Source organism: Streptomyces sp. SS8 (assembly GCF_054072955.1).
Map to the genome: position 1 here is coordinate 1 of NZ_JBSVCZ010000013.1, position 12,152 is coordinate 12,152.

A 12,152-nucleotide genomic window follows, 5' to 3' on the forward strand; every position below is an offset into this window, starting at 1 on the left:
CACGCGCGGGTGGAGTCACGAGCGCACTCACCGTCGATCCAGGACCAGGGCACGCCTGCGACTGGGACGACCTGATCCGCCTCTGGGAGGAGACGGACTGGCCCGAGGGCTGCAGGGTGGAGATCATCGATGGGGTCATCACCGTGTCACCACCGCCCGCCGGTAACCACGATGTCATCGCCGCCAGGCTGCAGCGGCTGCTGGACAGGGCGATTCCCGAGGACTGGTACGTCTACCGGACGCAAGGCGTCTCGATCCCCTTCCGCAGCGGTATCCACGTTCCCGACCTGCTGGTCATGCCGGAGGCTGTGGTCGAGGAGGCCGAGGGCAGCTCCGTCCCGGCGGGCGAGGCGGAACTCGTCGTGGAGATCACCTCGTCATCCAACGCCCGGCACGACCGGATCAGTAAGCCCGCCGGTTACGCCCAGACCGGGGTGCCGCTGTATCTGCTGGTCGACCGCTGGGCGTCCGGCGGCCCGACCGTGACGCTCTACGGGGAGCCGAAGGAGGACGTCTACCGGGTGCTGCACGCGGGGAAGTTCGGGGACAAGGTCTTCCTCCCCGATCCCTTCGGCCTCACCATCGACACGGGCGTCTTCCCCGCCGGCTGAGCCGGCCGGAAAGACGCCCGCGGGACGGTGGAGCTCAGCAGGTCCGCGCGACCGCCAGGCGGCGCTGGACCACCGCGCGGCGCGTGGCGTAGAGGGTGACGCCCGCGGCGAGGACCAGGGCGGTCAGGGAGAAGGCGACCGTCGCGCTCCAGCCCGCCGCGTGGTAGGCGATCGCGCCCAGCGTGCCGCCCAGGGAACTGCCGACGTAGTACGCCATCTGGTACAGCGCCGAGGCCTGGGCCCGGCCCGTCCTCGCCGTGCGGCCCACCGAGCCGGAGGCGACCGCGTGGCCCGCGAAGAAACCGGCCGTGACCAGGACCAGGCCCAGCAGTACGGCCGCGAGGCTGTCGCCGAGGGTCAGCAGCAGGCCGGTGGCGGTGGCGCCGATGGCCAGGTAGAGCGCGCCCCGGCGGCCGAGCCGTCCGGTCAGGCGCCCGGCCGCGGCCGAGGAGACGGTGCCGACGAGGTAGATCACGAAGACCGATCCGGCCAGGCCCTGGGAGAGGCCGAAGGGCTCGGAGACCAGCCGGTAGCCGACCACCGTGTAGACCGCGCCGAAGACGGTCATGAACAGCAGGCCGAGGGTGTACAGCCGGACCAGCAGCCCGTCGGACAGGTGGCCGCGCACGGTGTTCAGCACCTCGGCGGGGCGCAGCGAGGCCGGGGTGAAGTTGTGCGCCCGGGGGATCAGCAGCCGGTAGGCGAGAGCGCACAGCAGGGCGAGCGCGCCGACCGCCGCGAGCCCCGCGCGCCAGCCCCAGCCCTCGGCGACCCAGCCGGTGAGGACGCGGCCGGTCATTCCGCCGACGCTGTTGCCCGCCACGAACAGGCCGATCGCCCCGACCAGCGCGGCCGGCCGTACCTCCTCCGCCAGGTACGCCGTCGCCGAGGCCGGGATGCCCGCGATCGCCGCGCCCTGCAGGGCGCGCAGCGCGATCAGGACCTCCAGGCTGGGGGCGAAGGGCAGCACGAGCGCGACGGCGACCGCGACCGCCAGGGAGCCCGTCATCAGGGTGCGCCGTCCGAAGCGCTCGGAGAGGGCGGACAGCGGCAGCACGGCCACCGCCAGCGCGATGGTGGCGGCCGAGACGGTCCAGCTCGCCTGCCCCGGCGTCACACCGAAGTCGGCCGTGAGGGCGGGCAGCAGGGGCTGGGTGGAGAACAGCAGGGCGAAGGTCGCCAGGCCCATGGCGAAGAGGGCGAGGCTGATGCGCCGGGGGGAGGACGGGAAACGCTCGGGAGAGGCACCTGTGCGGGCAGGTGCCCCGGTATCGACGGAAGGCATGTCTCGAACGTACGATCAACGATCTGATGCGTCCAATGCACAAAGTGTCAGGTCTTCATGCGCAGGTGCATAAGTCGAGATGGGAGGGTGTCGTGTCACCGGTCGGCAACAGAAAAGACATCTCGGTTACATCCGACACATCCGGTGACGCCCCTCACATCGACCCCGGTTCCTGGGCCGCGGTGCTCACCCCGCGGCTGGCGCAGTTCGTCGCCGTGGCCCGGCACGAGCACGTCACGCGGGCGGCCGGCGAGCTGGGAGTGCCGCAGTCCACGCTCAGCCGGGCGATGGCCCGGCTGGAGGACGACCTGGGGGTCGCGCTGTTCGCGCGGCGGGGGCGGACGGTCGCGCTGACGCCGGCCGGACGTACGTTCCTGGGCTCGGTGGAGCGGGCGCTGGGCTCGGTGGAGCAGGCGGCGGAGGCGGTGCGGGCGGACGCCGACCCGGCGGCGGGCAAGGTGGCGTTCGGCTTCCTGCACACGCTGGGTTCGGAGACCGTGCCGGGGCTGATCCGCTCCTTCCGCGCCGACCACCCCCGGGTGCGCTTCTCGCTGGTGCAGACGTACGGCGAGGCGATGATCGAGCGGCTGCGCGCGGGGGATCTGGACCTGTGCCTGACCTCCCCGGTGCCGGACGCCCCGGATCTGGTCGCGCGGCGGCTGGACGAGCAGCGGCTGCGGCTGGTGGTGCCCGAGGAGCATCCGCTGGCGCGGCGCAGGCGGGTGCGGCTGGCGGAGGCGGCGCAGGAGCCGTTCATCACTCTGGAGCCGGGCTACGGGATGCGGCGGATCTTCGACGCGCTGTGCGCCGAGGCGGGCTTCAAGCCGAGGATCGCGTTCGAGGGGGAGGAGGCCGAGACGCTGCGCGGGCTGGTCGCCGCCGGGCTGGGAGTGGCTCTGCTGCCGCCTCCGGCCGTGCCCCGGCCGGGGGTGCGGGAGCTGGCGGTCACCCAGCCGCGGGCGGTGCGGGAGATCGGGGTGGCCTGGGTGGACGGGCGCCCGGAGACCCCGCCGGTGGCGGCGTTCCGGGCGTTCCTGCTGAGCCGCCGGGGGAGGTTGCTGGCGTGAGGGGCCGTGGGGCGGCCGTAAGCGCCCGGGCGCTCAGTGGCGCAGGGAGCGGCCGAAGCCGGCCGCCAGCGGCATCCGCAGGCCCAGCGGCGGCGGGGCCGCCAGTGCGTCGGCCACCGGGCGGGCGAAGTCCCGGTCGCACAGTGACCCCAGGGCGAAGTCCTCGGCCAGGGCGAGGACTTCCGAGCGGTGCTGGCGCAGCGCGTGGCCGTCGGTGTGGACCTCGAAGCGGCAGACGTCCGGGTTGATCTTCTTGGCCCGCGTCGCCAGCCGGTAGGAGCGGTCCGGGCCGGTGTGCTCGTCGTCCGTGCCGTGCACGATCAGCACCCGCCGGCCGGCGAGCTGCCGCACCGGTTCCTCCCCGCCGTCCTCGGACACCTCCGGCAGCCAGGGGGCCAGGGCCAGTACGGAGACCACCGCCGGATGGCCCGCGGCCCGCAGCGCCGCCCGGGCGCCGATGTCCCGGCCCAGCAGGCACACGGGGACGTCGCCGTAGCGGCGCAGGACCTCCTCCAGGGCCCACTCGGTGTCCCGGAGCGGGTGGGCGTCCGCTCCGTTCCATCCGCGGTAGCGGTAGTGGAGGACGTGCGCGGCCACCTCGTGTCCCGCCCCCGCCCGCACCAGCCGCCGCGCGAGCGGCAGCATCGCCGCCGCGGCCCGGCGGGAGCGGCCGCGCGTGCCCGCGGCCGTCCCTCCCGGGAGCAGCAGGACCACGCCCTGTACCGCGTGGTCGTCCCCGTACGCCCGCCCCAGCCGCGCATCCCGGCGCGGCAACGCCTGCTGAGTCACGGCGAAAACGATTGCAGAAGCGGGGGTGTACGGGCGGTGCCGGGCGGTCACCATTGGGTATCGAAAGCCGCGGGGCCGTGTCCGGGCGCGTACGGGCCGTGCGGGGGCGGGTGCGGGATCCGCCCAAGGGTGATATCTACGCGCGTAGGCGCTAGAGTGCGGCAATGACGAGCGAGACTGTCACCACCGTCCCCACCCCGGACCAGATCCGCCGCGCCCCCAAGGTGCTGCTCCACGACCACCTCGACGGCGGCCTCCGCCCGGCCACCGTCGCCGAACTCGCCCGCGAGTGCGGCTACGAGGGTCTGCCCGAGACCGACCCCGGGGCGCTGGGCACCTGGTTCCGCGAGGCGGCCGACTCCGGCTCCCTGGAGCGCTATCTGGAGACCTTCGCCCACACCTGCGCGGTGATGCAGACGCGCGAGGCGCTGGTGAGGGTCGCGGCCGAGTGCGCCGAGGACCTGGCCGCCGACGGCGTGGTCTACGCCGAGGTGCGCTACGCCCCCGAGCAGCACCTGGAGGCGGGGCTGACGCTGGAGGAGGTCGTCGAGGCCGTCAACGAGGGCTTCCGCGAGGGCGAGCGCCGGGCCCGCGAGGCCGGGCACCGCATCCGCGTCGGCGTCCTGCTCACCGCCATGCGGCACGCCGCCCGCTCGCTGGAGATCGCCGAACTGGCCAACCGGTACCGGGACGCCGGTGTCGTCGGCTTCGACATCGCGGGGGCCGAGGCGGGCCACCCGCCCACCCGCCACCTGGACGCCTTCGAGTACCTCAAGCGCGAGAACAACCACTTCACCATCCACGCCGGCGAGGCGTTCGGGCTGCCGTCCATCTGGCAGGCCCTCCAGTGGTGCGGCGCCGACCGGCTCGGCCACGGGGTGCGCATCATCGACGACATCCACGTGGCCGGCGACGGCACGGTGAAGCTGGGCCGGCTGGCGGCGTACGTGCGCGACAAGCGGATCCCGCTGGAGCTGTGCCCCACCTCCAACATCCAGACCGGAGCGGCCTCCTCGTACGCCGAGCACCCCATCGGGCTGCTGCGGCGGCTGCGCTTCCGGGCCACCGTCAACACCGACAACCGGCTGATGAGCGGCACCAGCATGAGCCGTGAGTTCGGGCACCTGGTGGAGACGTTCGGCTACACGCTGGACGACATGCAGTGGTTCACCGTCAATGCCATGAAGTCCGCGTTCATCCCTTTCGATGAACGTCTGGCCATGATCAACGACGTGATCAAGCCCGGATACGCCGAGCTGAAGGCCGAGTGGCTGTTCCGGGAGGCCGCCGCCAAGGGCCTGTGACCAGCGGTTCCTCCGGCCGGAGGCGACCGGGGGAGGAGATGGGAGGTGGCCGGGCGCGACGGCGGAGGCGGGCGCCCGGCCGTTTCGGGGTGTTTGCGGCGGGTGCGGCGCCCTGGCTACGTTCGCGAGGCCGCTCAAGCCATCCACACGAGGACGTACCAGCTGATGAAGCAGCGAACGATGAAGACGATCGGTGTCGCCGTGCTCGGCGCCGCCTTCGCCGCCACCGGCGCCGGGGCCGCCTCCGCGGCGGACACCCTGGGGCTCGGCAGGACCGCCGAAGGCGCGGTGAAGAGCCTGCCCGTGCAGGAGGTCGCCAGGACGCTGCCCGCACCCGACGCGCCCCAGCAGGCCAGGACGCTTCCCGCGCCCGCCGAGGGCAAGCAGGGGCAGCAGTCCGACGCCAGGCAGCCCGGAGCCAAGAAGCCCAACACCAAGCAGCACGACCCGGTGCGGGACCTGCTCGGCGGCCTGCCGCTGGGCAGCCCCGAGAAGCCGACGATGCTCAACCTGCCGACGGGCCAGCTCACCGGCGCCCTGCAGACGGGCAAACTGCTGGGCTGACGCGCCTCCCCCCTTCTCCCCTTCCAGCGCCTCCCCCTCCCTCCACCCCACCCACGGGAGGCGCCACGGGCCGCGCACCAGGCCGTCCCCGGTGCGCGGCCCGTTCCCCTGTGCGGGGGCGCCGGAGGACGCGTCACCAGCCGGTGCGCCGCACCTTGCGCTCGTCCGGCAGCAGGATCCACAGGGCGATGTAGAGCAGGAACTGCGGCCCCGGCAGCAGGCAGGAGACCAGGAAGATCGCGCGCATCGTGTTCGGGGTGGTACCGAACCGGCGGGCCAGCCCGGCGCACACACCACCGATCATCCGGTCGTCGCTGGGGCGGACGATTGCGGCCATGGCGGGACTCCTTCGCTCTGGCGGAACGCCGTCGTTCGGCGGGGACGGATCCACCGTAGGCGAGCGTTACGGGTGAAAGCGTCCCTCTAGGGTGCGATTCCGACCCTGGGAGTCCTCGGGGACGCCCCCTGATCCCGCTTCCCGGAGGATCCCGCACGCCGGGTGCCGGAGCCGTCCCGCCGCGCGGCCGCGCGCAGCCGGGTGCGCAGCGCCGGATAGCACAGCAGATGGACCAGGGCCACGCCCGTGGTGTTGAGCAGCAGCGCGTCCACGTCCGCCACCTGACCCGGCACCGTGGGCTGCACCAGCTCGATGCCGAGCGAGATCATCGCGGCCGCGAAGACCGTACGCGACCACGAGCCCAGCCGCGACGCCGCCCGGCCCGCCGCCATCGGCAGCAGCACTCCCAGCGGGGCCAGCAGCGCCAGCCCGCCGCCGATGCCCTCCAGAGCCGCTCGCGGGCCGTCCGCCAGATCGGCGTGGATGGAGGCGAAGGGCCGCAGGTTCGCGGGGGAGACCCAGGGGACGGACAGGGGCCGCAGCGTCAGCCAGCCGACGAACAGCAGGTGGCAGCCGAGGAGTACGAGCCCCGCTGCGCGGATGCGGTGGGCGGCGGAGCCGCCGGGGTGATGACGCTGCACGGCGACACAGACGCACACGGCGAGCGCCGCGGTTCCGCCCCCTCGGACACGTCGGTGCGCGGCGCGGACGCCGGGCACCGGCGCGGGTACGGCGGGCACGGGTGCGGCGGGCGCCCGGCGCCCTACGGGAGCGGGGTGCCCGCGCTCTTCGCCGCCTCGGGGCTGCCGCGCAGGGCGTCGGTGCAGGAGTAGCGCCGCGGAGGTTCCCCGCCGCCGTCCCGGGCCGGGCCGCCGAGCACCACCGAGCCGTCCCGGCCGACGGCGGCCGTGCCCGTGAACGTGCAGACGATCTGGGCCAGCGCGAAGGACGGCAGCCCGCCGGGGTCCCGGCTCAGCCGCAGCGTCTCCCCGGGATCGCCGTCCCCGGGCCCGTCGATCTCCAGATCCCCGGGGACGGAGCTGCCGAAGCCCGCCTCCCGCTCGGCCCGGGACGGATTCCTGCGCAACTCCCTCAGCAACTCGCGGGCCGTCGCAAGCCGGGCGTCCGTACCGGGCCCCGAACCCGGCTCCGGCTCCGAGCCGCCCGGCGTCACGGTGCGCTCCACCGCCGAGACGGTGCCGCCGCAGACCAGGAAGACGTCCGCCCGGACGCTCCCGTCGCCGGGATCGCGCTCGTCCTCGACGGCGGGAGCCGTGCACGAGGCCCTCGACGGCGCCGGGCCGGCGTCCACCGGCACCGGTGTGGAGCGTATGCCGCACCCGCCGAGCGCGAGCGCGGCCAGGGCGACGGCGCTCGCGCGGAGGCCGGGGGCCGTACGGCGTGTGGTGCTCATCGTCCGTCCTCCCGGTGTGTGCCGCCGCCGTCCGTGCCCGGGGTGGTGTCCGCGTCCCGGTCCGTGTCCCGGCCGGTGTCCGTGTCCGCGTCCGTGTCCGCGTCCCGGTCCTGCTCCGGCGCGAGGCGGCTGGCGTCGCGCGGCAGCCGCAGGGTGAAGACCGCGCCCCCCTCGGGCGCGTTCCCGGCGGTGATGGAACCGCCGTGGATGTGGGCGTTCTCCATGGCGATCGACAGCCCCAGCCCGCTGCCCTCGGAGCGGGGACGGGAGGCGCTGGCCTTGTAGAAGCGGTCGAAGACGTGCGGCAGCACCTCCTCGGGGATGCCGGGGCCGCGGTCGGCGACCCGGATGACCAGCTCGTCCTCGTCCGGACCCGCGCCCGGCCCGTCACCCGGCTCCGCGGCCTCGCGGGTGCGCACCGAAACCCGCACCGGGGAGCCGCCGTGCTTGAGGGCGTTGCCGATCAGGTTGGCCAGGATCACGTCCAGGCGGCGCGGGTCGAGCCGCGCGGTGATGCCGCGGTCGGCGTCCAGCTCGACCGCGTCCAGCCAGGCCCGGGCGTCGATGCAGGCGGTCACCTGATCCGCGACGTCGACGTCGTCGAGCACCAGGCGGGCCGTCCCCGCGTCGAAGCGGGTGACCTCCATCAGGTTCTCCACCAGGTCGTTCAGCCGCCGGGTCTCGCTGACGACCAGGGTGACCGCGGGCGCGATCATCGGGTCGAGCGAGTCGATCTCGTCCTCCAGGACCTCGGTGACGGCGGTGATCGCGGTCAGCGGCGTGCGCAGCTCGTGCGACATGTCCGCCACGAAGCGGCGGCTGGACTCCTCGCGGGCGCTCAGTTCGGCCACCCGGTGCTCCAGCGCCTCGGCGGTGCGGTTGAACGTCCTGGACAACTCGGCCAGTTCGTCCTTCCCCGACACCCTCAGCCGGGTGTCCAGCCGCCCCTCGCCCAGCCTCCGCGCCGCCTCGCCCAGCCGCTGCACGGGCCGCAGCACCGTGGTGGCGGCGGCCTGCGCCAGCAGGGCGGAGCCGACCAGGGCCAGCGCGGTGGCGATCCCCAGCGACCAGGCCAGGGAGTTGAGGTCGTCCCGTTCGGGGGCGAGCGACTTGAACATGTAGCCCGTCGGCCCGCCGCCGATCACGGTCGCGCCGCCCACCAGATACGGTTCGCCGTCCACCGTGATCCGCTGCCAGTACAGGTGGTAGGGGGCCTTGTTGACGGCGTCGATCGGACGCTTCTCGGCGACGGCCGAGCGCAGCGTCACGGGCACGTCGTCCAGGGTGAACCCCGGATCGGACACGGCCTCGCAGCGCGAGCCGCCGGCCTGCTCCCCGATCAGCACCACCTCGTACCGCTGGGTGCTGTTGGCCATGGAGCGGGCCGTCTCCCGCAGCGCGTCGCAGGCCGGCCGGCGGGGGAGGGATCCGGTGCTGTCGCCCAGCGATTCGCGGAAGTCGTTGAGGGCCGCGTTCTGCGCCCGGGTCAGGACGGCGTCGCGGTTGATCCAGTACGCGATGCCGGAGACGGCCACCGCGGCGGTCAGGGCGACCAGTGCGAAGACCACCACCAGCCGCAGCCGCAGACTCGTCAGCCGCAGCGACCCGGTGACCCTGCCCAGGGAGCCGTTCACGGGGCCTCCCGGCGGGGCCGGCCGCGCCGGGGCGCGAACGCGGGCGTGGGAACGGGTGTGGGCGTGGATATCGGCGCCGGGCCCCCGCCGGCCTCGCGGACCCCTGTCACGCCGGGGGGTCCAGCCGGTAGCCGACGCCGCGCACCGTGCGGATCAGCGTCGGCGAGGAGGGGACGTCCTCGACCTTGGCGCGCAGCCGCTGGACGCACGCGTCGACCAGCCGGGAGTCGCCGAGGTAGTCGTGCTCCCACACCAGCCGCAGCAGCTGCTGCCGCGACAGCGCCTGCCCGGGGCGGCGGCTCAGCTCCAGCAGCAGCCGCAGCTCGGTCGGGGTGAGCTGGAGGTCCCTGCCGTTCTTGGTCACCGTCATCGCCGAGCGGTCGATGACCAGCGCGCCGAAGACCGCCGAGTCGTTCGCCTCCCGCTCGCCGCGCCGCATCACCGCGCGGATGCGGGCGTCCAGCACCCGTCCCTGCACCGGCTTGACCACGTAGTCGTCCGCGCCCGACTCCAGGCCGACCACGACGTCGATGTCGTCGCTGCGCGCGGTCAGCAGGATGATCGGCAGCTGGTCGGTGCGCCGGATGCGGCGGCACACCTCGAAACCGTCGATGCCGGGCAGCATGACGTCCAGCACGATCAGGTCGGGCCGCTGTTCGCGCAGCAGCTTGAGGCCGTCCTCGCCCGAGGCAGCGGTCACCACGCGGTGGCCCTGCCGGGTCAGCCCCATCTCCAGGGCGGTGCGGACGGCCTCGTCGTCCTCGATCAGCAACAGGAAAGGCACGCGCGCCATTCTGGCCCATCCGGTGCCCGTACTTCGACCGGCCGGTGAACGGAGCGCGAACGCGGGCGGGTCACGGCCCGCCCCGCCTCTGTGACACCCCTGTGACAGACGGCGGACCCGGCGATGAAACTGCCCCGGCAGTGTATTGGGCGTACTCGGCGTACACGACACGGACCGAGGACCTGGGCCGGTTCCACAAAGGGGGGCGCGAGATGAGCACACTGCACCGCAACATCACCAGCGCGGTTATCCACACGCGTCTGCACACTCCCGTGGTTCCGGCGCAGGACGGGGGGAAGTCCGGCGCCGCGGGGGGCGTGGGGGCGGGGGCCTCCACGGCGAAGCCGGGGTGCGACCGGGGCGCCGGCCGCAGGCGGCCGGCGCACATCGCCGCCGCGCCCGAGCCGGTCCCGGGGGGGAACCGGGGGGAGGAAGCGCACGGGGAGGCACCGGGGGAGCGGCGCCGGAGGGGTGTGACGGAGGCGGAGTTCACCGCCTACGTCCGCGAGCGCCGCGCCTCCCTGTACGCCACCGCGTACCACCTCACGGGAGACCGCCACGAGGCCGAGGACCTGCTGCAGAGCGCGCTGTTCTCCACCTACCGGGCCTGGGACCGGATCACCGACAAGGCCGCGGTCGGCGGATACCTGCGCCGCACCATGACGAACCTGCACATCAGCGCATGGCGCCGCCGCAAGCTCAACGAGTACCCGACCGAGGAACTGCCCGAGTCGGCCGGCGAGAGCGACGCGATGCGCGGCACCGAACTGCGCGCGGTGCTGTGGCAGGCGCTGGCGCGGCTGCCCGAACTCCAGCGCACGATGCTGGTCCTGCGCTACTACGAGGGCCGCACCGACCCGGAGATCGCGGACATCCTCAACATCAGCGTCGGCACGGTCAAGAGCAGCATCTGGCGCTCCCTGCGCCGGCTGCGCGGCGACGAGGCGCTGAGCTTCGGGCGCGATCTGGAGGAGAGCTTCGGCGAGCTGGTCGCCTGACGCACAGGGACCGGGGGGAGCCGGGGAACGGGGGAGAAGCGGGGGGAACGGGGGAGCGCACGGGGGTGCTCCGGGAGCGGGCCGGGTCGGCCGGGGGTCCGGCCGGGCCCGCTCTCATGCGTGCACGGCCCCCGGGCGCTCGCTCCCTCGCGTGCGCCCCTGATGTGCGCCGAGCGCCTCGATCCGCGCCAGTGCCTCGTCCCGGCCGCAGGCGTGGGCGCCCAGGGCGACGTGGCGCGCGACGATCGAGCCCTCGGCGCGCATCAGCGTCCAGCCGCGGCGCACCAGGACGGGCAGCGACTTGCGGCCCTCGCGCACATCGCGCACCAGCCGCCGCCGGAAGGTGGTGGAGGGGCGCCCGCGCAGGCACAACGCGTCGGCCAGCAGGCCGAGTCCGAGGCAGCGCGCGGCGATCTCGGCGGCGAATATCCCCTCGGCGACGAACAGGCGCGCACCGCGCAGTTCGAGTGCGTCCTCGCCGGTCCGGGAGCTCGTGGAGATGTCGTACACCGGGACGGCGGCCCGGCCGCTCCCGCACAGGGCCGCGATCGCGGCCACCGCCGCGTCGGCGTCCCAGGATCCGGGGTGGTCCCAGTCCACCCGGTCGCCGCCGGCGAGCCGGGGGAGGGACGGGTCGCCGGCCTCCTTGTAGAAGTCGTCCAGGCGCAGTACGGGCAGCCCGGTGCGGGCGGCGAGCGAGGACTTGCCGGAGCCCGAGGGACCGGTCAGCAGGATCACGCGGGCGGTGTCGTGGGAGCTCACGGAAGACCATTGTCGGCCATCCACAGGGGCGCCGGTACGCGTGTGCGTGTGACGCCCGGCTCGTATACGCTGCGTCACCAGGCAGTCACAGTCTTCGAGTTCTCTTGGGTAGGTGTACCGATGACCGCTCAGCGCCGCCGTCACGCACGGGAGAGGCAAGCGGGGAGCAGCGGCCTCCAGCGAGCCCTGCTGCGCGCCGGGTTGACCGTCTCCGCGGTCGGGGCCGCGGTGGCTTCGGGCGCGGGAGCGGCGGCCGCGGCGCCGGGGCAGGGCGCCGGTGCGCCCGTGCAGCTGTCGGGCCTGACGTCCGCGCTCTCGCCGGACTCGCTCGGGTCCAGCGCGCACGGCCTGGCCGAGGGCGCGGGAGCCGCCGAGCACGCGGTGGCCGGTGCGGCGCGCCCGGTCAAGGACGCGCGGATCGATCCGCTGGCGGGCACGGGCGTCGACCCGCTGGACAACACGGTCGGCACCCAGATCGCCGACTTCAAGCCGGTGAGCACCGGGGCCGTCACGGGGCCGGTCAGTGAAGGGGGCACGATCCGCACCCTGCCGGTGACGGGCGCGGTGGCGGGTCTGCTGCCCGGCTGAGCGGGAGCCCGTCCG

General features: G+C 74.2%; 14 protein-coding genes. 6 read left to right on the plus strand and 8 right to left on the minus strand.

The window, feature by feature from the left end; translation table 11 throughout:
- Positions 1-611, plus strand: a 611-nt coding sequence (locus tag ACW69E_RS14450) for a Uma2 family endonuclease (protein ID WP_457498636.1), incomplete at its 5' end; no start/stop codon positions are given.
- A gap of 34 nt (positions 612-645) precedes the next feature.
- On the opposite strand, the gene ACW69E_RS14455 is transcribed toward ACW69E_RS14450, so the two are convergent.
- Complete coding sequence (locus ACW69E_RS14455) at positions 646-1,896, minus strand: MFS transporter (protein WP_457498637.1); 1,251 nt, start codon at positions 1,894-1,896, stop codon at positions 646-648.
- Positions 1,897-1,988: 92 nt separating this feature from the next.
- Between ACW69E_RS14455 and ACW69E_RS14460 the strand changes: the two genes are divergently transcribed.
- Positions 1,989-2,963: a LysR family transcriptional regulator gene (locus ACW69E_RS14460; RefSeq protein ID WP_457498638.1), complete on the plus strand. Its 975-nt coding sequence runs from the start codon at positions 1,989-1,991 to the stop codon at positions 2,961-2,963.
- A gap of 33 nt (positions 2,964-2,996) precedes the next feature.
- Here ACW69E_RS14460 and ACW69E_RS14465 read toward each other — a convergent pair whose 3' ends face one another.
- A complete protein-coding gene (locus ACW69E_RS14465) occupies positions 2,997-3,752 on the minus strand; it encodes an alpha/beta hydrolase (protein ID WP_457498639.1) in 756 nt (251 codons plus the stop codon).
- A gap of 164 nt (positions 3,753-3,916) precedes the next feature.
- On the opposite strand from ACW69E_RS14465, the gene ACW69E_RS14470 reads away from it, so the two are divergent.
- Complete coding sequence (locus ACW69E_RS14470; protein WP_457498640.1) at positions 3,917-5,056, plus strand: adenosine deaminase; 1,140 nt, start codon at positions 3,917-3,919, stop codon at positions 5,054-5,056.
- Positions 5,057-5,221: 165 nt separating this feature from the next.
- Positions 5,222-5,620 (plus strand): ATP-binding protein, encoded by a 399-nt coding sequence (locus tag ACW69E_RS14475; protein ID WP_457498641.1) that lies wholly within the window; start codon positions 5,222-5,224, stop codon positions 5,618-5,620.
- A 133-nt stretch (positions 5,621-5,753) separates the two neighbouring features.
- Here the strand turns inward: ACW69E_RS14475 and ACW69E_RS14480 are convergent, their stop codons facing one another.
- The 5 genes from ACW69E_RS14480 to afsQ1 all read right to left on the minus strand — a co-directional run bounded on the left by ACW69E_RS14480 (position 5,754) and on the right by afsQ1 (position 9,789).
- Positions 5,754-5,957 carry a PspC domain-containing protein gene (locus ACW69E_RS14480; protein WP_457498642.1) on the minus strand — a complete coding sequence of 68 codons (204 nt, stop codon included), beginning with the start codon at positions 5,955-5,957 and terminating at the stop codon, positions 5,754-5,756.
- Positions 5,958-6,043: 86 nt separating this feature from the next.
- Positions 6,044-6,598: a VanZ family protein gene (locus ACW69E_RS14485; protein ID WP_457498643.1), complete on the minus strand. Its 555-nt coding sequence runs from the start codon at positions 6,596-6,598 to the stop codon at positions 6,044-6,046.
- Positions 6,599-6,720: 122 nt separating this feature from the next.
- On the minus strand, positions 6,721-7,371 hold the full coding sequence (locus ACW69E_RS14490; RefSeq protein ID WP_457498644.1) for a hypothetical protein: 651 nt from the start codon (positions 7,369-7,371) through the stop codon (positions 6,721-6,723).
- Positions 7,368-9,005 (minus strand): ATP-binding protein, encoded by a 1,638-nt coding sequence (locus ACW69E_RS14495; RefSeq protein WP_457498645.1) that lies wholly within the window; start codon positions 9,003-9,005, stop codon positions 7,368-7,370. Before ACW69E_RS14495 ends, ACW69E_RS14490 begins: the two co-directional genes overlap by 4 nt.
- 106 nt (positions 9,006-9,111) lie before the next feature.
- The gene (gene afsQ1 / locus ACW69E_RS14500; RefSeq protein ID WP_206349150.1) at positions 9,112-9,789 is read right to left on the minus strand and encodes a two-component system response regulator AfsQ1; all 678 of its coding nucleotides are present in this window, start codon (positions 9,787-9,789) and stop codon (positions 9,112-9,114) included.
- 212 nt (positions 9,790-10,001) lie between these two features.
- Here afsQ1 and ACW69E_RS14505 point away from each other — a divergent pair, with 212 nt between their 5' ends.
- Entirely contained in the window at positions 10,002-10,787 is a 786-nt protein-coding gene (locus ACW69E_RS14505) for a SigE family RNA polymerase sigma factor (protein ID WP_457498646.1), read from the plus strand.
- Between the two features lie 114 nt (positions 10,788-10,901).
- Here the strand turns inward: ACW69E_RS14505 and ACW69E_RS14510 are convergent, their stop codons facing one another.
- Positions 10,902-11,549, minus strand: coding sequence for an ATP-binding protein (locus tag ACW69E_RS14510; protein WP_457498647.1), 648 nt, complete (start codon positions 11,547-11,549; stop codon positions 10,902-10,904).
- A gap of 120 nt (positions 11,550-11,669) precedes the next feature.
- Between ACW69E_RS14510 and ACW69E_RS14515 the strand changes: the two genes are divergently transcribed.
- A complete protein-coding gene (locus ACW69E_RS14515; RefSeq protein WP_457498648.1) occupies positions 11,670-12,137 on the plus strand; it encodes a hypothetical protein in 468 nt (155 codons plus the stop codon).
- The last annotated feature ends 15 nt before the right edge of the window (positions 12,138-12,152 follow it).